The 16,955-nt window shown below is 74.0% G+C and carries 19 protein-coding genes, 3 tRNA genes and 1 riboswitch; of the genes, 10 read left to right on the plus strand and 12 right to left on the minus strand.

What is annotated here, in order from left to right; translation table 11 throughout:
* Positions 1-52 precede the first annotated feature (52 nt).
* A complete protein-coding gene (gene galE, locus CBP52_RS10670) occupies positions 53-1,012 on the plus strand; it encodes a UDP-glucose 4-epimerase GalE (RefSeq protein ID WP_094180925.1) in 960 nt (319 codons plus the stop codon).
* Between the two features lie 4 nt (positions 1,013-1,016).
* On the opposite strand, the gene CBP52_RS10675 is transcribed toward galE, so the two are convergent.
* Together CBP52_RS10675 and CBP52_RS10680 are read right to left on the minus strand one after the other, a co-directional pair.
* A complete protein-coding gene (locus tag CBP52_RS10675) occupies positions 1,017-1,916 on the minus strand; it encodes an LLM class flavin-dependent oxidoreductase (RefSeq protein ID WP_094180926.1) in 900 nt (299 codons plus the stop codon).
* 36 nt (positions 1,917-1,952) lie between these two features.
* The gene (locus tag CBP52_RS10680) at positions 1,953-2,297 is read right to left on the minus strand and encodes a metallopeptidase family protein (RefSeq protein ID WP_166772193.1); all 345 of its coding nucleotides are present in this window, start codon (positions 2,295-2,297) and stop codon (positions 1,953-1,955) included.
* 128 nt (positions 2,298-2,425) lie between these two features.
* Between CBP52_RS10680 and CBP52_RS10685 the strand changes: the two genes are divergently transcribed.
* The 6 genes from CBP52_RS10685 to CBP52_RS10710 all read left to right on the plus strand — a co-directional run bounded on the left by CBP52_RS10685 (position 2,426) and on the right by CBP52_RS10710 (position 4,252).
* A tRNA-Glu gene (locus CBP52_RS10685) sits at positions 2,426-2,498 on the plus strand.
* Positions 2,499-2,540: 42 nt separating this feature from the next.
* A tRNA-Asp gene (locus CBP52_RS10690) sits at positions 2,541-2,614 on the plus strand.
* 56 nt (positions 2,615-2,670) lie between these two features.
* A tRNA-Phe gene (locus CBP52_RS10695) sits at positions 2,671-2,743 on the plus strand.
* Positions 2,744-2,903: 160 nt separating this feature from the next.
* Entirely contained in the window at positions 2,904-3,341 is a 438-nt protein-coding gene (locus CBP52_RS10700) for a phage holin family protein (protein WP_094180928.1), read from the plus strand.
* A 163-nt stretch (positions 3,342-3,504) separates the two neighbouring features.
* Positions 3,505-3,909: a phage holin family protein gene (locus CBP52_RS10705; protein ID WP_094180929.1), complete on the plus strand. Its 405-nt coding sequence runs from the start codon at positions 3,505-3,507 to the stop codon at positions 3,907-3,909.
* Positions 3,910-3,952: 43 nt separating this feature from the next.
* Positions 3,953-4,252: a DUF3618 domain-containing protein gene (locus tag CBP52_RS10710; RefSeq protein ID WP_094180930.1), complete on the plus strand. Its 300-nt coding sequence runs from the start codon at positions 3,953-3,955 to the stop codon at positions 4,250-4,252.
* A gap of 138 nt (positions 4,253-4,390) precedes the next feature.
* Here CBP52_RS10710 and CBP52_RS10715 read toward each other — a convergent pair whose 3' ends face one another.
* Positions 4,391-4,594 (minus strand): BldC family transcriptional regulator, encoded by a 204-nt coding sequence (locus CBP52_RS10715; protein ID WP_094180931.1) that lies wholly within the window; start codon positions 4,592-4,594, stop codon positions 4,391-4,393.
* A gap of 538 nt (positions 4,595-5,132) precedes the next feature.
* Between CBP52_RS10715 and CBP52_RS10720 the strand changes: the two genes are divergently transcribed.
* Positions 5,133-5,336 (plus strand): DUF3073 domain-containing protein, encoded by a 204-nt coding sequence (locus CBP52_RS10720; protein ID WP_094180932.1) that lies wholly within the window; start codon positions 5,133-5,135, stop codon positions 5,334-5,336.
* A gap of 207 nt (positions 5,337-5,543) precedes the next feature.
* Here the strand turns inward: CBP52_RS10720 and purM are convergent, their stop codons facing one another.
* From purM to gdhA, 9 genes are all read right to left on the minus strand, one after another.
* Positions 5,544-6,677, minus strand: coding sequence for a phosphoribosylformylglycinamidine cyclo-ligase (gene purM / locus CBP52_RS10725; protein WP_094180933.1), 1,134 nt, complete (start codon positions 6,675-6,677; stop codon positions 5,544-5,546).
* A 71-nt stretch (positions 6,678-6,748) separates the two neighbouring features.
* Positions 6,749-8,296, minus strand: a complete 1,548-nt coding sequence (gene purF / locus CBP52_RS10730) for an amidophosphoribosyltransferase (RefSeq protein ID WP_094180934.1) — start codon at positions 8,294-8,296, stop codon at positions 6,749-6,751.
* Between the two features lie 61 nt (positions 8,297-8,357).
* Positions 8,358-9,707 (minus strand): glycoside hydrolase family 6 protein, encoded by a 1,350-nt coding sequence (locus tag CBP52_RS10735; protein WP_094180935.1) that lies wholly within the window; start codon positions 9,705-9,707, stop codon positions 8,358-8,360.
* 254 nt (positions 9,708-9,961) lie between these two features.
* Positions 9,962-10,342: a histidine kinase gene (locus CBP52_RS10740; protein ID WP_094180936.1), complete on the minus strand. Its 381-nt coding sequence runs from the start codon at positions 10,340-10,342 to the stop codon at positions 9,962-9,964.
* Between the two features lie 50 nt (positions 10,343-10,392).
* Positions 10,393-10,773 carry a sterol carrier family protein gene (locus CBP52_RS10745; protein ID WP_094180937.1) on the minus strand — a complete coding sequence of 127 codons (381 nt, stop codon included), beginning with the start codon at positions 10,771-10,773 and terminating at the stop codon, positions 10,393-10,395.
* Positions 10,774-10,820: 47 nt separating this feature from the next.
* Positions 10,821-11,654, minus strand: a complete 834-nt coding sequence (locus CBP52_RS10750; protein ID WP_157732578.1) for a glycoside hydrolase family 6 protein — start codon at positions 11,652-11,654, stop codon at positions 10,821-10,823.
* Between the two features lie 180 nt (positions 11,655-11,834).
* Entirely contained in the window at positions 11,835-12,899 is a 1,065-nt protein-coding gene (gene rsgA / locus CBP52_RS10755) for a ribosome small subunit-dependent GTPase A (protein WP_094180939.1), read from the minus strand.
* 78 nt (positions 12,900-12,977) lie between these two features.
* Positions 12,978-14,075 carry a glycoside hydrolase family 6 protein gene (locus CBP52_RS10760; protein WP_232514446.1) on the minus strand — a complete coding sequence of 366 codons (1,098 nt, stop codon included), beginning with the start codon at positions 14,073-14,075 and terminating at the stop codon, positions 12,978-12,980.
* A 132-nt stretch (positions 14,076-14,207) separates the two neighbouring features.
* Complete coding sequence (gene gdhA, locus CBP52_RS10765; RefSeq protein ID WP_094180940.1) at positions 14,208-15,542, minus strand: NADP-specific glutamate dehydrogenase; 1,335 nt, start codon at positions 15,540-15,542, stop codon at positions 14,208-14,210.
* Between the two features lie 240 nt (positions 15,543-15,782).
* Positions 15,783-15,891: riboswitch (SAM riboswitch) on the plus strand.
* Positions 15,892-15,908: 17 nt separating this feature from the next.
* On the opposite strand from gdhA, the gene CBP52_RS10770 reads away from it, so the two are divergent.
* Positions 15,909-16,490, plus strand: a complete 582-nt coding sequence (locus CBP52_RS10770; protein ID WP_094180941.1) for an NADPH-dependent FMN reductase — start codon at positions 15,909-15,911, stop codon at positions 16,488-16,490.
* Entirely contained in the window at positions 16,487-16,909 is a 423-nt protein-coding gene (locus CBP52_RS10775) for a flavin reductase family protein (RefSeq protein WP_094180942.1), read from the plus strand. Before CBP52_RS10770 ends, CBP52_RS10775 begins: the two co-directional genes overlap by 4 nt.
* Positions 16,910-16,955: the final 46 nt, after the last annotated feature.

The raw sequence follows: 16,955 nt of genomic DNA on the forward strand, positions 1-16,955 counted from the left end.
TCTGATCGACCTTGTGTCGCTTCCCTCGGCCCGGACGGCTACCCTCGGACGCATGACGTGGTTGGTGACCGGCGGGGCGGGGTACATCGGTGCGCACGTGGTGCGCGCCTTCACGAAGGTCGGGCTCGAGCCCGTCGTGCTGGACGACCTGTCCAGCGGCCACGAGGAGTTCGTCCCGGCGGGCGTCCCCTTCGTGCGCGGCTCGGTCGACGACGCGGACGTCGTCGCCGACACGCTCGCGCGGCACGGCGTCGAGGGCGTCGTGCACCTCGCGGGCTTCAAGTACGCGGGCGTCTCGGTGGACCGCCCCCTGCACACCTACCGGCAGAACGTCGCGGGCACGCTCACGCTCCTCGAGGTCATGGCCGAGCAGGGGGTCGACGCGATCGTGTACTCCTCGTCGGCCGCGGTGTTCGGCACGCCCGACGTCGAGCTCGTCACCGAGGACACGCCGACGACGCCCGAGTCGCCCTACGGCGAGTCCAAGCTCGTGGGCGAGTGGCTCCTGCGCGACCAGGGCCGTGCCACCGGCCTCAAGCACACGAGCCTGCGGTACTTCAACGTCGTCGGCTCCGGGACCCCGGACGTCTACGACACGAGCCCGCACAACCTGTTCCCGCTGGTGTTCGAGGCCCTGCTCGCCGGCCGCACGCCCCAGATCCGCGGCGACGACTACCCCACCCCCGACGGCACGTGCGTGCGCGACTACATCCACGTCGCGGACCTCGCGGACGCGCACGTCGCGGCCGCGCGCATGCTCGCCGAGGGCGGCGCGCTCGAGCGCGTCTACAACCTGGGCTCGGGTGACGGGCTGTCGGTGCGCCAGATCATGACCGCCGTCGCCGCGGCCACCGGCATCGACTTCACGCCCGAGGTGACCGAGCGGCGCGCGGGCGACCCGGCACGCATCGTCGCGTCGGGCGAGCTCGCGGCGCGCGACCTCGGCTGGCGCATGACGCACACGATCGACGACATGGTGCGCAGCGCCTGGGAGGCCCGCACGGCGCACTGACGCGTCAGCGCAGCGTCGCCGCGAGCTCCTCGAGCGCGCGCTCCGACCCGGCGTAGATGCCGTGCGCGCGCGGCCAGTGCACCACGACGTCCGTGAAGCCGAGTGCCGCCGCGCGCTCGACCCCCTCGGCCGCGAGCTGTGCGGACGTCAACGAGTAGACGGGGGCGCCGTCGAGGCTCAGGTACCGCCGCAGCGGCACGTCGCCGGGCCGGTGCGCGCGCTCGATCTCGTCGAACTGCGCGACCTGCTGCTCGAGCGCCGCCCACCAGCGCTCCTGCGCCCGCGCGGGCTGGTCCTCGACGTCCTCGGTGGCGTACGCCGCACCGTAGGTGACCCACCCCTGCCCGTACCGCGCCGCGAGCGTCATGGTGCGCGGACCGGCGGCCGCGACGACGAACGGCGTGCGCGGCCGCGCGAGGGTCCCGGGCACCATGCGGGCGTCGTGCGCCGTGTAGAACTCCCCCGCGTGCTCGGTAACGGGCTGCGTGAGCAGCGTGTCCAGCAGCCCGACGAACTCCTCGAACCGGCGCGTGCGCTCTCCCCGGCTCGGCGCCGGACCCGTCACCGACGCGTCGAACCCCTCGCCGCCGGCGCCGACCCCGAGCAGGAACCGCCCGCCCGAGACGTCGTCGAGACCCATCACGTCCTTGGCGAACGGCACGGGGTGCCGGAAGTTCGGGGACGCGACGAACGTGCCGAGCCCGATCCGGTCGGTCGCCTCGGCCGCGGCCGCGAGCAGCGGCACGGTCGCGAACCACGGCTCGTCGGCCAGGCTGCGCCACGCCAGGTGGTCGTAGGTCCACGCGTGCGCGAACCCCATCTCCTGCGCGCGGCGCCACTTCTCGCGCTGCGTGGCCCACCGTTCCTGCGGCAGGATCACCACCCCGACCTGCACCGACCTCATGCGCCGACCCTAGGGCCGACCGGTGCGCCGGGCCATCTACGCCCAGCCGAGCTCGTGCAGCCGGTCGTCGTCGATGCCGAAGTGGTGCGCGACCTCGTGCACCACCGTGATGGCGACCTCCTCCACGACGTCCTCGCGCGTCTCGCAGATCTCGAGCGTCGGGTTGCGGAAGACCGTGATGCGGTCCGGCAGGGACCCGGCGGCCCACTGGTGCGTGCGCTCGGTGAGCGGCACACCCTCGTACAGGCCCAGCAGGTCCTCGTCCCCGGGCGGCGGGTCGTCCTCGACGAGCACGACGACGTTGTCCATCACCTCGGCGAGCTCCGGCGGGATCTCGTCGAGCGCGTCCCGGACGGCGTCCTCGAACTCCTCGCGCGACATCTCGACCACGACCCCATCCTGCCCCCTGACCGGTGTGACCAAGCCCGCCCACGAACCGGTTTGGGGATCCGGCCCGTGACCCCGTATGCTCATCCACGGTCAACCGACGCCTCGACGTCAGGGGCGACGCCCTCATCGTCTAGCGGCCTAGGACCCCGCCCTTTCACGGCGGTAGCACGGGTTCGAATCCCGTTGGGGGTACGAGCAAGTGCAGGTGAAAACGCAGTACAGGTCTCACCACGAGGCCCCGTAGCGCAGTTGGTTAGCGCGCCGCCCTGTCACGGCGGAGGTCGCGGGTTCAAGTCCCGTCGGGGTCGCTCGACACATGCCGGTCACTCGTGGCCGGCATCGTCGTTCGAGGGCACGCCCTCACGGCTCTGTAGCTCAGTTGGTAGAGCGTTCGACTGAAAATCGAAAGGTCACCGGATCGACGCCGGTCGGAGCCACCGCACGAAGCCCGCCAGGGAGCAGCCTGGCGGGCTTCGTCGTCTCCGCAGCCGCGCGGCCACCCCCGACGCGACCTGCGACGACGCGCGCGTGATCCGGGCCCACGGGCCCTCCTCCTGACTAGGCTGGCGGCACACCGTGCCCCGCGAGGAGGAGCCCGTGACCAGCGAGACAGGCCCCGAACGCCGCCGACTGCTCGACCGGCTCACCGAGCCGATCGCCGAGCGCGCCCGCGAGAAGATCGGCCAGGCCGAGGACCGCGTGCGCGCGTCGATCCAGGCCGAGATCGACGCCGTCAGCGCGAGCGTCCGCACGCGGGCCGTCGAGGTCCGCCCGTCCGCGATCGCGTTCGCGGCGGCCGCCGTGCTCACGTTCCTCGGGCTCGCGCTGTTCGTCACGGCCGCCGTCATCGGCCTGGCGCACGTCGTCGAGCCGTGGCTCTCGGCGCTGCTCGTCGGCCTCGCGCTCGTGCTCCTGGCCGCCGGCTTCGCGGCCTGGGGCCGCAGCCACCTGCCGCGGACCCCCATGGTCGACCTCACCCAGATCCGCGAGCCCACGCACCCCGCGGGCGAGCAGGTCCACCCCTGGGCCGACTGACGCGTCGGCACGGCGGGTCGTCGCGGGACGGAGGCTCGTCGCGGCACGGCGGGTCGTCTCGCCTCGCGGCACGACGAGGCCGCCACCAGACTGGAGAGCCTGACGACAAGGCCCCGAACGCACCGCGTGCGGGACGGGCGCGCACGACGAGGAGAGGCACACCATGACGACGCACGCGGATCCCCCGGGGCAGCGTTCGCTCGGTCAGCTCGTGAGCGACCTGAGCGAGCAGACCTCGCGGCTGGTGCGCGCCGAGATCCAGCTGGCCAAGACCGAGATCGCCGAGCGCGCGAAGCTGCTGGGCGCGGGTGCGGGGCTTCTCGCGGCCGCCGGCGTGCTCGCGCTCTACCTGCTCGCGGCGGTCCTGATGACGCTCGTGATCGTGCTGGACCTCTGGATGCCCCTGTGGGTCGCCGCGCTCGTCGTGACGCTCCTGCTGCTCGTCGCGGTGGTGGTGCTCGCGCTCGTCGGGCTCAGGGCCGTCAAGAAGGGCGCCCCGCCGAGCCCGCAGGCCGCCATCGCGAGCGTGCAGGCGGACGTCGACGCCCTCAAGGGCGCCGCGTCGTGAGCGCGCCGCGCCCCTGGACCGTGCCACTGGAAGGAGACGCCCGATGAGCGACGACAAGAGCACACCGGAGCGGTTCACGACGCCCGCGATGCTCGCGGTCGAGGCGGACATCGCCGCGACGCGGCACCAGCTCGCCACGACCGTCGACGAGCTCACCGCGCGCCTGGCACCCCGCGCGCAGGCGGACGCGGCGATCGCCACCGCGCGTCGGCTGGCGTCCGACGCGACCAGCCCGGAGGCCGATCCGGCCGACCGGGCGCACGCCCGCAAGGTGCTGGCCGGCGTGGGGGTGGGCGTGGCGTTCGTGACCGCGATCGTGGTGCTGCGGCTCGCCCGCCGCTGAGCACCAGCACGACAGGCACCCGCACGACGAGCGCACGCGCACGACCGCGCGTCACGCCCGACGACGCACGAGGACCCCGGACGCGGGCACGCGTCCGGGGTCCTCGTCGCTGCGGCGGGTGCGGACCCGCCGGCGGTGTCAGGAGACCCGCTGCTGCGGGATCCCCTCGAGCAGGGCCTGCACCTCGGACTCGAGGTAGCGGCGGTGCCCGCCGAGGGTGCGGATCGACGACAGCTTGCCGGCCTTGGCCCAGCGGGTCACGGTCTTCGGGTCGACACGGAACAGGGTTGCGACCTCGGACGGGGTGAGCAGGTTCTCGGACGTTGCGGGCTTGGCGGTCATGCGGATGCCTCCTGGCGGACGGGCGGCCGGGTGGGACTCCCCTCCCACCGGGGCCACCGGTGTGGTGGCTGGTGTGTCAGCACGGACCTGGATGCCGTTCGGACGACGTCCGCGCGGCCCGCACCATTAGCATGTGCGAACCCGGCATGCAGCGCATTCCGGGCTACGATTTCATTACGAAATAGTACATCTCGGCCCTGGGATCCGACGACTCGGCAGGCCAGCGCCCGCATCACCCACACTAAACCGGGCGATTCGCCCATGCGAGACGAGGCGGTCTCGACCCCGGAAGGCCGCGCCGCCGCGCGCCCCCGGGCCCGGTGTCGCACGCGGGCGCACGACGCCGCCCCCGCGCTCCGCCCGACACGGTGTCGGACCGGTGCGCCCTGAGTGAACGTGATGCGAGTCGCCCTCCCGTGAGTGGCCGGAACAACTGAGTTCCATGTAGCGTTACGGCACGAACAGACGATTCAGCACCCCGGGGCCGCACGTGTGAGCACGGTGCCGCCCCGCTTCCACGTTAGAGGGGGTCGATGCCATGGGGCGCGGCCGTCAGAAGGCTAAGCAGACGAAGGTGGCCCGGGAGCTGAAGTACTTCAGCCCGGAGACCAACTACCGAGCCCTCGAGCAGGAGCTGGCGTCTCGCAACCACGATCCCGTGGACCGTCGCGGTGTGGCCGCGCTGGACACCGAGGACGAGCCTCCCGAGGACTACCGCCGCTGGCTCGACGACGAGCGGTGACCCCCGCGGTGCCGGGGCGCTGAGCGCGCACCTGCCACGCTCGTCGTCCTCCGACTCCCGCTGACGTGTGTCTCGTCGACGACTCTCGTCGTCGACCTTCGCTGACGTCTCGCGTCGACGCGTCTCGTCGTCGACTCTCGTCGACGAGTCGTGCTCACGAGTCGTGCTGACGGCGCTGCGGGTGAGCCCCGCAGCGCCGTTGACGTGTCAGCGGGTGCGGTACTCCCCGGTCAGGCTCACGGCGCCGCCCTCGACGCCCTTGGTCCCGGAGACGAACCCGGGCGCACCGACGACGTCGCGCTCACCGGCCGCGCGCACGGTCCCGAGCTCCCACGCGGGCAGACCGACCTCGCCGGCGTGCGCGAGGACCCCGTCGACCGCGTCGGCCGCGACGACCGCGACCATGCCGACGCCCAGGTTGAGCGTGCCCTCGAGGTCCGTCCACGGCACCTGACCCAGCCTCTGCACCATCGAGAACACCGGCGGCACGAGCCAGCCGCCACGGTCGACGTCCGCGACCAGCCCGGCCGGCAGGATGCGCGCGACGTTCGCCGCGAGCCCGCCGCCCGTGACGTGGCTGAACGCGTGCACCCCCGCCGTGCCCGCACGGCGGGCGATCGCCAGGCAGTCGGACGCGTACACGCGCGTCGGCTCGAGCAGCTCCTCGCCGAGGGTGCGGCCCAGCTCGTCGACGTGCCGCTCGAGGCCCCAGCCCGCCTGGCGCACGACCGCGCGCACGAGCGAGTAGCCGTTGGAGTGCAGGCCGGACGACGCGAACGCCACCAGCACGTCGCCCGCGCGCACCCGCTCCGGGCCGAGCAGCTCGTCGGCCTCGACGACGCCCGTCGCGGCGCCCGCCACGTCGTACTCGTCGGGTGCCAGCAGGCCGGGGTGCTCCGCGGTCTCGCCACCGACGAGCGCGGTGCCCGCGACCCGGCACGCGTCCGCGATGCCGCGCACGACGTCCGCGATCCGCTCCGGCACCACGCGGCCCGTGGCGATGTAGTCGGTCATGAACAGCGGCTCGGCGCCGACCACCACGATGTCGTCGACGACCATGCCCACCAGGTCGAATCCGATGGTGTGGTGCACGTCGAGCGCCTGCGCGATCGCGACCTTGGTGCCCACGCCGTCGGTCGACGTCGCGAGCAGCGGCTTGCGGTAGCGCGTGAGGAAGCTCGCGTCGTACAGACCCGCGAAACCGCCGACCCCGCCGAGGACGCGCGGGCCGTGCGTCGCGCGCACGGCGTCCTTCATGAGCTCGACGGCCTTGTCGCCCGCCTCCGTGTCGACGCCCGCCGCGGCGTACGTCAGCGGGGCGTTCTCGTCGGGCTGGGTCACGGGCGCTCCAAGGGTGGTCGGGTCGGCCGCGGACGCGCGGGGCGCGGCGCGACGGCCGGGGTTCGGCGGGGTCAGGGGTGGTCGAGCGCCGTGGCGCCGCCCGCTCCCGGGATGATCGCGACGAGGCCGTCCTCGGGGGCACCGAGGGGCAGCTCGTTCTGCTCGAGCAGGTGCTTGCCGAGCTGGTCGGCCGACGGGAGCTCGATGGGGTACCGGCCCGAGAAGCACGCGGTGCACAGCTGGCTCGCGGGCTGCTCGGTCGCCTCGATGAGGGACCTCTCGGAGATGTAGCCGAGGGAGTCCGCTCCGAGCGACGCGCCGATCTCGTCGGGCGTGAGGCCGTTGGCGATGAGCTCGGCACGGCTGGCGAAGTCGATCCCGTAGAAGCAGGGCCACTTCACGGGCGGCGACGAGATCCGCACGTGCACCTCGGCCGCACCCGCCTCCCGCAGCATGCGGATGAGCGCGCGCTGGGTGTTCCCGCGCACGATCGAGTCGTCGACGACGACGAGCCGCTTGCCGCGGATGATCTCGCGCAGCGGGTTGAGCTTGAGCCGGATGCCGAGCTGGCGCAGGGTCTGCGACGGCTGGATGAACGTGCGGCCCACGTACGCGTTCTTGGTCAGGCCCTGCCCGAACGGGATGCCCGACTGCTGCGCGTAGCCGACCGCGGCGGGCGTGCCCGACTCGGGGACCGGGATGACGAGGTCCGCCTCGACCGGGTGCTCGACGGCGAGGCGACGCCCCATCTCGACGCGCGCGGCGTGCACCGAGCGGCCCGAGATCGTGGTGTCCGGCCGCGCGAGGTACACGTACTCGAAGATGCAGCCCGCGCGCTCGGGCGTCGCGAACTTCGTCGACCGCAGGCCGTCGGAGTCGATCGCGATGAACTCGCCCGGCTCGACCTCGCGCACGAAGCTCGCGCCGACGATGTCGAGCGCCGGCGTCTCCGACGCCACGACCCACCCGCGCTCCAGACGGCCCAGCACGAGCGGGCGCACGCCCTGCGGGTCACGCGCCGCGTACAGCGTGCGCTCGTCCATGAAGACGAGCGAGAACGCGCCGCGCAGGCGCGGCAGGACCTCGAGCGCGGTGGCCTCGAGCGTGTGGTCCGGGTCCCCCGCGAGCAGCGCGGTGATGAGCGCCGTGTCGGTGGTGTTGCCGCGGGCGAGCTCGCCGCGCCGCTGGCTGCCGTACCGCTCCGCGACGAGCTCGACGAGCTCCGCGGTGTTCGTCAGGTTGCCGTTGTGGCCGAGCGCGACGGTGCCGGCGGCCGTGGGGCCGAGCGTCGGCTGGGCGTTCTCCCAGTTGCTCGCGCCGGTGGTGGAGTACCGCGCGTGCCCGATGGCGATGTGCCCCTGCAGGGCGTTGAGGGCCGTCTCGTCGAACACCTGCGAGACCAGGCCCATGTCCTTGTAGACCAGGAGCTGGCTGCCGTTGCTCGTCGCGATGCCCGCGGACTCCTGGCCGCGGTGCTGCAGCGCGTAGAGGCCGAAGTAGGTGAGCTTGGCGACCTCCTCGCCCGGTGCCCAGACACCGAAGACGCCGCAGGCGTCCTGGGGGCCTTTCTCGCCCGGGAGGAGGTCGTGGTTCAGTCGTCCGTCAGCGCGGGGGGCCACGCGTCCATGGTCGCACACCGACCGCGGACGCATGGCCCCCCGTTCACCTGTCGTCAGGTGGTCACCACTTGGCGTTGCGCGCGAGCTCCAGGGCCATGTCCTGCCACCACTGGCCGGCGGCCGGGCCGCCGTTGCACGTGCCGTCCGACTCACCCGGCAGCTTGACCCACAGCAGGGCGTCGAGGCCCGTCGAGTCGTTCACCAGGCGCGGCTTGTCGCCGAGCGCGCGACCGCGCGGGTTGCACCACTCGCCGTTCGAGCCGTTGCCGTTGCGCGAGGTGTCGATGACGTAGCCCTTGCCGCCGAGGCGCTGAGAGATCTGCTCGCCGTACTGCTGCGACGCGGACGTCGTCTGGTAGTTCGACGTGTTGAGCGCGAAGCCCACCGCGTACTGGAAGCCGATCTGGTTCAGACGGTTCACCGCGGTGTCCACCGACAGCCAGCCGGAGTGGCCCGCGTCGATGTAGACGCGGCCGCCGGCCTGCGTGAGCGACTTCGCCGCGTACCGCAGGAAGCCGACGCGGTCACCCTGACCGCCGCAGTCACCGAGCTGGGCGAGCGCGTCCGGCTCGAGGATCACGATCGGCTTGCCGACGATGCCGCTCGCGACCGTGTCGATCCACTGCGCGTACTCGCTCTCGGCGACGCCGCCGCCCGAGTACGAGCCGCAGTCGCGGCCCGGGATCGCGTAGATGACGACCGAGACCGTCTTGCCGGCGGCCGAGGCGCGGCTCGTGGCGTCACGCATCTGCTGCTGCGACACCGACGGGCTGTTCCAGTTGCCGATCCACACCGACTGGGGGGTCAGCGCGATCTTGGCCAGGAGGTCCTTGGTGCTGCCGGACGCGGCCTGCCAGGCGGCGTACGACTGGTTCTCCGTGTCGACGTACAGGTCCCCCGACGGCTGCGGGTTCTGCGTGGGGCCCTGGGTCGGTCCCTGCGTCGGGCCCTGGGTCGGGCCCTGGGTCGGACCCTGCGTGGGGCCCTGCGTCGGGGTGACGGTGCCCGTGCACGTCACGCCGTTGACCGTGAACGACGTCGGCACCGGGTTCGAGTCGGTGAACGAGCCGATGAAGCCGAACTGGGTCGACGCACCCGTGCCGAGCGAGCCGTTCCAGCCGATGCTCGACGCGGAGACGCGCGAGCCGCTCGTCGTGACGTTCGCGTTCCACGACTGCGAGACGCGCTGCCCCGAGGACGGGAACGTCCACGCGACGGTCCACGACGAGAGCGGGGACCCCAGGTTGGTGATCTTGACGTCGCCCTGGAACCCGGAGTTCCACTGGCTCTGGACGGTGTAGTCGACGCGGCAGCCGTCGGCTGCGCTCGCGGTGCTCGCGACGGCCGTGAGGCCTGTGACGGACAACGCTGCGGCGGTCAGCAGCGCGGACGCGGTTCTGCGGGCGGACATGGATGCTCCTCGGACTGGCGGACACGGGCACCGGACCCAGGGCGCGTCCGGCGGACACGCTGCGGCACGTGCGCTGCCGCTGCGCGTCGACGTCGACGTCGATGCGCGAGCACGCCCCTGGGCCGGTAGCGACCAGGCAACCCGACGTCCACCCGCCCCGGCCACACCGGGCGGTCGCCCACATCGTTTAAGTGCAGGTCAGCCGCGCCGCGTCCCGCCGCAGCACGGACGCGCGGCACGGGACCGGTCCCGGGTCAGCCCAGCGGGTCGCGGCTGCGCCGGTCCGCGCGGACCGCCAACGCCCCGCCGACGAACCCGCCGACGACCGCACCCGCGGTCCCCATCACCAGCCGGATCGAGCCCTGCCCGTCGAGGAACGAGATGAAGCCCGTCCCCGACGCCACGTCGGACGAGCCCGTGCCGTCCGAGCCCGCACCCAGGAACAGCGTGAGCAGCAGCCCGACGACGACGCCGACGAGCGCACCCGCGACGATGAACACCCCGTACTTGGGCGCCCGCCGCACCCGCGCGGGCACCGCGAGGCGCGCGAGCTCGTCCTCCGAGGGGGCCGGGTCACCGCCCTGGGGCGACGCGGGCTCGTCGGGGCGCTGCGGGTCCTGCGGGTCGTGCGACACCCCGCGATCCTAGGTCAGCCCGCCGCGGGTCCCGGCTCGCGCCGGGCCGGTCAGCGGCCCGGGCGCTCGCGCGCCGCCTGGAGCGGCAGCCAGTCCGCGAGGTCCGCGCGCTCGCCCGACGCGCGCACCCGGGCGTCGCGCACCGCGTCGTCCCACGTCAGCGCGCCGGTCGCGAGCTCGAGCCACGTCTGCGGGTCCATCTCGACGACGTTCGGCGGCGTCCCGCGCGTGTGCCGCGGCCCTGCGACGGCCTGCACCGCACCGTCCGGTGGCACCCGCACCTCGACGGTGTGCCCGGGCGCGACGTCCGCGAGCTCCTCGAGCGTGAACCGCACGGCCGTGCGCCGGTCCGGGACCGACGAGGGGTCCGCTCGCCACGCGGCGAGCGCCGCACGTCCCGTGGCGGGATCGGTTCGACGGCGAGGAGGCACCCCGCGATTCTCCCCCACCGCCGGGTGCCACGGCCCGGTGGCCCGGCTCAGGTCGCGTTGCGCACGAGCTCGAGCGCGATCTCCTGCCACCACGCGCCGGCCGCCGGCCCGCCGTTGCCGGTGCCGTCCGACTCGCCCGGGGGCTTGACCCACAGCAGCGCGTCGCACGCCGTGCCGTCGTCGACCAGCCGCGGCAGGTCACCGACCGCGCGGCCGCGCGCGTTGCACCACTCCCCGTCGCTCCCGCGGCCGTTGCGGGACGTGTCGACGACGAACCGCAGGTCCAGCTCGGCGCAGATCGCCTCGCCGTACCCGCGCTCGTCGGCCGTCCACTGGTAGTTCGAGGTGTTCAGGGCGATGCCCGTCAGGTGCTGCGTGCCCACCAGCTCGACGCGCCGCACCACCTCCCGCGGCGTCAGCCACGACGAGTGGCCCGCGTCGAGGTAGACGCGCGCACCGGCGTCGTGCAGCACCTGCGCGGCGTCCGCGAGGTACGCGACGCGGTCGCCCTGGTGGTCCCCGGCCCCGAGCTGCGGCAGCGCGTCCGGCTCGAGCACGACGATCGGCGCACCGCAGATGCCGGCGGCCACCTCCCGCACCCACTGCCCGTACCGCTCCGCCGGGGCACCGCCCGCGGAGTAGTGCCCGCAGTCGCGGCCGGGGATCGCGTACACCGCCAGGACCGCCGTGCTGCCCTCGTCGTGCGCGGCACGGGTGAGCTCGCGGACCTGCTCGCGCGTCGCGTCCGGGTCGGACGGGTCGTCGAGCCACGTGGCCTGCGGGGTCGTCGCGAGCAGCTCGAGCGCCTCTCGGTCCGCGCCGTGCGACGCCTGCCAGGCCGCGTACGCCTTCGTCCGGGTGCTGAGGTAGAGGCCGGTCACCGCTCGTCCTGTCGTCGCGCCATCTCGGTCCGGGTCGGGACGGTCCGCGCGCCGGCGCCGCCGGTGTGGGAGCGCTCCGACACGAGCAGCAGCCTGGTCGACCGCGGGGCTCCTGCCCGTAGGCCCAAGGTCCGTCGCCCGTTCGCCAGCCCGCACCGGCCCGGGCGGGAGGCGCCCCGGCTAGGCCCGCGGCACCGGGCGGTGGCCGCGGCGGTGCTCGGCCGTGAGCTTCTTCCAGCGGGCGCGCTCGGCCGCCGCGAGCCGCACGTCCACGCGCCGCTCCTGGTACGCCGCCTCACGCTCGAGCCGGCGCCAGCTGTCGAACCGGCGCTCGTCGAGCTCGCCCGAGTCGAGCGCGGCCTGCACCGCGCACCCCGGCTCGGACCGGTGCGCGCAGTCCGAGAACCGGCACCGGGCGGCCAGCGCGGCGACGTCCGCGAACGTGTGCTCGAGCGCCTCGGCGTCCGCCACCAGACCCACCGCACGCAGCCCCGGGGTGTCGATCAGCACCGCGCCGCCCGCGAGCGGCACCAGCTCCCGGTGCGTCGTCGTGTGCCGGCCGCGGCCGTCCGCGCGGCGCTCACCGGTCGGCATCGCCGCACGGCCCGCGAGCGCGTTGACCAGCGTCGACTTGCCGGCTCCCGAGGGTCCGACCACGACGAGGGTCGTGCCCGGCGTGAGCACCGCGCGCAGCGGCCCCAGCCCCTCGTCGGCGGTCGCCGTGACCGCGTGCACGTCGACCCCGAGCGCGACGCGCTGCACGTCAGCGGCCATCCCCCACGGGTCGGGGACCAGGTCCGCCTTGGTCAGCACCACCACCGGCGTCGCGCCCGAGCGCCACGCGAGGGTCAGCAGCCGCTCGACGCGCCCGAGGTCCGGGTCGGGGTCCAGGTGCTCCACGACGAGCACGACGTCCACGTTCGCCGCGAGCACCTGCGTCAGCGACGTGCGGCCCGCGGTGTCCCGCACGAGCGCCGACGAGCGCGGCAGCACCCGCGCGACGCAGCCCGCGTCGTCGAGCTGGACGTAGTCGCCGACCGCGGGGACGACGCGCCCCTCGTCGTGCTCCGCGAGCCCGTCGCGCGCGAGCGCCGCGCGCACGGGCTCTGCCGGGGCGGGCTGTGTCGGGGCGGGCTGTGCCGGGGCGACCCCCGCGAGGGCGGGTCCGTGGACGCCGAGGTCGGGCACGACGAGCACCGCACCCTTGTCGGCGCGCACCACACGCCATCGCTGCGAGGAGGACATACCGCCGACGGTAGGCCGACGCACCCGCGCCCGTCCGCTCCATTTCCGACCCCCGGCACGAGAGGCCGAGCACCGACGTCAGGACGCGTTGCGCGCCAGCTCGAGGGCGATCTCCTGCCACCACTGCCCGGCGGCGGGCCCGCCGTTGCACGTGCCGTCGGACTCGCCGGGAGACTTGACCCACAGCAGCGCGTCGAGCGCCGTGCCGTCGTCGACGAGCCGCGGCGCCTCGCCGAGCGCGCGACCGCGCGCGTTGCACCACTCGCCGTTCGAGCCGTTCCCGTTGCGCGAGGTGTCGACGACGAAGCCCAGGCCGTCGAGCTGCGCCGCGACCTGCTCGCCGTACGCGCGCTCGTCGGCGGTGGTCTGGTAGTTCGACGTGTTGAGCGCGAAGCCCGCGAGGTGCGCGGTGCCGACCGCGCGGATGCGCGCGACCGCCTCGCCGACGGGCAGCCACCCGCTGTGGCCGGCGTCGAGGTAGACGCGTGCGCCCGCCTCGTCGAGGGTGCGCGCGGCCGCGGCGAGGAGCGCGACCCGGTCGCCCTGGCCGTCGCAGTCGCCGAGCTGGGCGAGCGCGTCGGGTTCCAGTACGACGACGGGGTGCCCGACGATCCCGCCGGCCACCGCCTCGACCCACGCCGCGTACGCGTCGGCGGCGACGCCGCCCGCGGAGTGCAGCCCGCAGTCGCGGCCCGGGATCGCGTACACCACGAGCACCGCGGTGGTGCCCGAGTCGGCGGCGGCCGACGTGAGCCGGGCGACCTGGTCACGGGCCACGCCGGCGTCGACCCAGTCGCCCACCCAGGCGGCCTGCGGGGTCTGGGCGATCGTCGCGAGGAGTCGCTTCTCCTCTCCCGTGGCCGCGCTCCAGGCGGTGACCGCCTGCGACTCGGTGCGCACCAGCAGGCCGCCGGCTGCGTCCGCTCCGGCGGCGGTGCTGGGTGCCGGCGTCTGCGGCGCCGCCGCGGAGGGTGCGGCGGTGGGCGCGTCGACCTCGCCCGGAGCGGCCGACGAGGCGGCCGGGGTGGCCGTGGCCGGACCCGCGGTGGCGTCGCACGCGGCGAGGAGCCCCATGAGGATCACGGCGAGGAGCACGGCGAGGACGCCTGCCCGGACGGGCGCGCCGGCCACGAGCCGGGCTCCGGAGGTGCGCTGAGCAGCGCGTCGGTCACCCATGAGGTCGTCCACCCATGAGCACGTCAGCGGCCGTCCGGGGCGCGCACTGCAGCCCGGACGTCCGGGTTCACCCGTTCGCGACGGGCCGCGGCCCCGGTCGCCTCGCGTGAGGCGACCGGGGCCGCACGGCCGTCAGACCAGGCCGAGCGCGAGCATCGCGTCCGCGACGCGCACGAAGCCCGAGATGTTGGCACCGGCGACGTACGAGCCGGGCACGCCGTACTCGTCGGCCGTCGTCAGGCACCGGTCGTGGATGTCGCGCATGATCGCCGCGAGGCGCTCCTCGGTGTGCTCGAACGTCCACGAGTCCCGCGACGCGTTCTGCTGCATCTCGAGCGCGGAGGTCGCGACACCGCCCGCGTTCGCGGCCTTGCCGGGCGCGTACAGCACGCCCGACTCGGTCAGCAGCGTGATCGCCTTGGGCGTCGTGGGCATGTTCGCGCCCTCGGCGACGACCTTGACGCCGGAGCCGACGAGCGCGCGCGCGTCGTCCTCGTCGAGCTCGTTCTGCGTGGCGCACGGCAGCGCGACCTGCGCACCGACCTCCCAGACGCGGCGGCCCGGGACGTACACGGCGCCGCGACGCTCGGCGTACACCGAGACGCGCCCGCGCTCGACCTCGCGCACCTGCCGCAGCAGGTCCAGGTCGATGCCCTTCTCGTCGAGCACGTAGCCCGACGAGTCCGAGCACCCGACCACGTGCGCGCCCAGCTGCTGGGCCTTCTCGATCGCGTACAGCGCGACGTTGCCCGCACCGGAGACGACCACGCGCTGCCCGTCGAAGGACTCACCGATCGTCCGGAGCATGCTCTCCGCGAAGAGCACCGTGCCGTAGCCGGTCGCCTCCTTGCGGACGAGCGAGCCGCCCCAGGTGAGGCCCTTGCCCGTGAGCACCCCCGACTCGTAGCGGTTGGTGATGCGCTTGTACTGCCCGAACAGGTAGCCGATCTCACGGCCGCCGACGCCGATGTCACCGGCCGGCACGTCCGTGTACTCGCCGATGTGGCGGTACAGCTCCGTCATGAACGACTGGCAGAAGCGCATGACCTCGCCGTCGGACTTGCCGCGCGGGTCGAAGTCCGAGCCGCCCTTGCCGCCGCCGATCGGCATGCCCGTCAGCGCGTTCTTGAAGACCTGCTCGAAGCCCAGGAACTTCACGATCCCGAGGTACACCGAGGGGTGGAACCGCAGGCCGCCCTTGTACGGGCCGAGTGCGGAGTTGAACTCGACGCGGAAGCCCCGGTTGATCTGCACGGTCCCCGAGTCGTCGACCCAGGGGACACGGAAGATGATCTGCCGTTCGGGCTCGCACAGCCGCTCGAGGACGGCGGCGTCGACGTACTCGGGGTGGCGGTCGAGCACCGGCCCGAGGCTGTCGAACACCTCGTGGAGGGCCTGGTGGAACTCGTGCTCCCCGGCGTTGCGCGCGAGCACCTGCTCGAGGGCACGCTCCAGCTGCACCTGCATGTCTTTCGGCTCCGCTCTGCTCCGCGTGGCCTGGATGTGAGGACGCCCCAGGCTAGACGCCGTCCGGCAGTCGGGCGCAGGACTCCCGACCCGTGGACATCCGCGGGTCGCTGCGCGGCGCGGCGCTCGTCGCCCCGCGGTCGGCGTGCCGCTGGCGCGCGGGGCCCCGCGACGTCCACCAGACGAGATTTCCGACCAATCTGGTATCCCTTTTCGCACCCGCTGCTATACCCCTCCCGAGGTCACGAGAACCAGCGCCAAGCCCCGGCTCGCTGGTCGGCAACCCCGGTCACGCGCGGGGTGCTCCGGGGGACGACCTGGCCGGCCCACGGGCCGGCAAACGTGACGGAACGATTGCGAGGGACCATGAGCACGCACGCACCTGACACCCACCCCGAGCCCACCGTCGTGGTGGTCGCGGGCAACCCGCGCGAGGGATCGCGCACCCTGGCGGCCGCCCGGGCCGCGGCGCTTGCCGTCGCCGCCCACGTCGGCGGGACGGTCACCACCACGGTCGACCTGGTGACCGTCGCCGGCGAGCTCTTCGCCGGGCAGCGACCCCAGGTCGACGCCGCGCTCGGCGCGCTGGCGGACTCCGATGTCGCGGTGATCGCGACCCCGGTCCACAAGGCCTCCTACACGGGCCTGCTGAAGTCGTTCCTCGACCTGTACGGGCCTGACGGGCTCGCCGGCGTCGTCGTCGTGCCCCTCGTCGTGTCCGGCAACCCGGCGCACGCGCTCGTCGGCGAGGTCCACCTGCGGCCCGTGCTCGTCGAGCTCGGCGCGGTCGTCCCGACCCGCGCCCTCACGGTCACCGAGGCCGACCTCGCCGACCCGACCGGCCTCGACCGCGCCGTGGCAGCCTGGCTCGCGCGCGGCGGCGGCGCGCTGCGCCGCGCCGTCGGTCAGCCGGCCGCGGACCTCGACCTCGCGGAGGCAGCCCGATGACCGCCGAGCCGGTCGCCCGCCCGCACACCGACGCGCCGCACGAGTCGCGCCTGTCACCCGACGAGTACAAGGCCGTGTTCCGCGGCCACCCCGCGGGCGTCGTCGTCGTGACGCTGCGCGACGCGGACGGCCGACCCGTCGGGTTCACCGCGACGTCCGTCATCTCGGTCTCCGCCGAGCCGCCGCTGCTCGCGTTCTCGCTCGCGTCCTCGTCGTCCTCGTGGCCCGCGGTCTCGCGTGCGACGACCCTCGCCCTCAGCTTCCTCGCCGACCACCAGGACGACGTCTCGGCCAGGTTCGCGACGAGCGGCATCGACCGGTTCGCGGCCGGCGGCTGGACCGCGCTGCCGGCCGGGGAGCCGGTGTCAACGACCACTCATCCCGATCCCACGATCTGGACCATCTCGTTCCCCGTGTGAGCCCCCGCTGCCCCACCTCGCCCACGCCCCCGCCCGCCGACCCCGC

Source organism: Cellulomonas sp. PSBB021, assembly GCF_002240455.1.
In the GTDB taxonomy this organism is placed as follows: domain Bacteria; phylum Actinomycetota; class Actinomycetes; order Actinomycetales; family Cellulomonadaceae; genus Cellulomonas; species Cellulomonas uda.

Bases quoted from the DNA above. Each gene is read 5' to 3' on its own strand.
- rsgA (WP_094180939.1), bottom strand. From the start codon at position 12,899: ATGTCCTCCTCGCAGCGATGGCGTGTGGTGCGCGCCGACAAGGGTGCG.
- CBP52_RS10715 (WP_094180931.1), bottom strand. From the start codon at position 4,594: ATGACCGCCAAGCCCGCAACGTCCGAGAACCTGCTCACCCCGTCCGAG.
- CBP52_RS10760 (WP_232514446.1), bottom strand. From the start codon at position 14,075: ATGGGTGACCGACGCGCTGCTCAGCGCACCTCCGGAGCCCGGCTCGTG.
- gdhA (WP_094180940.1), bottom strand. From the start codon at position 15,542: ATGCAGGTGCAGCTGGAGCGTGCCCTCGAGCAGGTGCTCGCGCGCAAC.
- CBP52_RS10735 (WP_094180935.1), bottom strand. From the start codon at position 9,707: ATGTCCGCCCGCAGAACCGCGTCCGCGCTGCTGACCGCCGCAGCGTTG.
- CBP52_RS10710 (WP_094180930.1), top strand. From the start codon at position 3,953: ATGAGCGACGACAAGAGCACACCGGAGCGGTTCACGACGCCCGCGATG.
- CBP52_RS10775 (WP_094180942.1), top strand. From the start codon at position 16,487: ATGACCGCCGAGCCGGTCGCCCGCCCGCACACCGACGCGCCGCACGAG.
- CBP52_RS10680 (WP_166772193.1), bottom strand. From the start codon at position 2,297: ATGTCGCGCGAGGAGTTCGAGGACGCCGTCCGGGACGCGCTCGACGAG.
- CBP52_RS10720 (WP_094180932.1), top strand. From the start codon at position 5,133: ATGGGGCGCGGCCGTCAGAAGGCTAAGCAGACGAAGGTGGCCCGGGAG.
- CBP52_RS10770 (WP_094180941.1), top strand. From the start codon at position 15,909: ATGAGCACGCACGCACCTGACACCCACCCCGAGCCCACCGTCGTGGTG.
- CBP52_RS10705 (WP_094180929.1), top strand. From the start codon at position 3,505: ATGACGACGCACGCGGATCCCCCGGGGCAGCGTTCGCTCGGTCAGCTC.
- galE (WP_094180925.1), top strand. From the start codon at position 53: ATGACGTGGTTGGTGACCGGCGGGGCGGGGTACATCGGTGCGCACGTG.
- CBP52_RS10675 (WP_094180926.1), bottom strand. From the start codon at position 1,916: ATGAGGTCGGTGCAGGTCGGGGTGGTGATCCTGCCGCAGGAACGGTGG.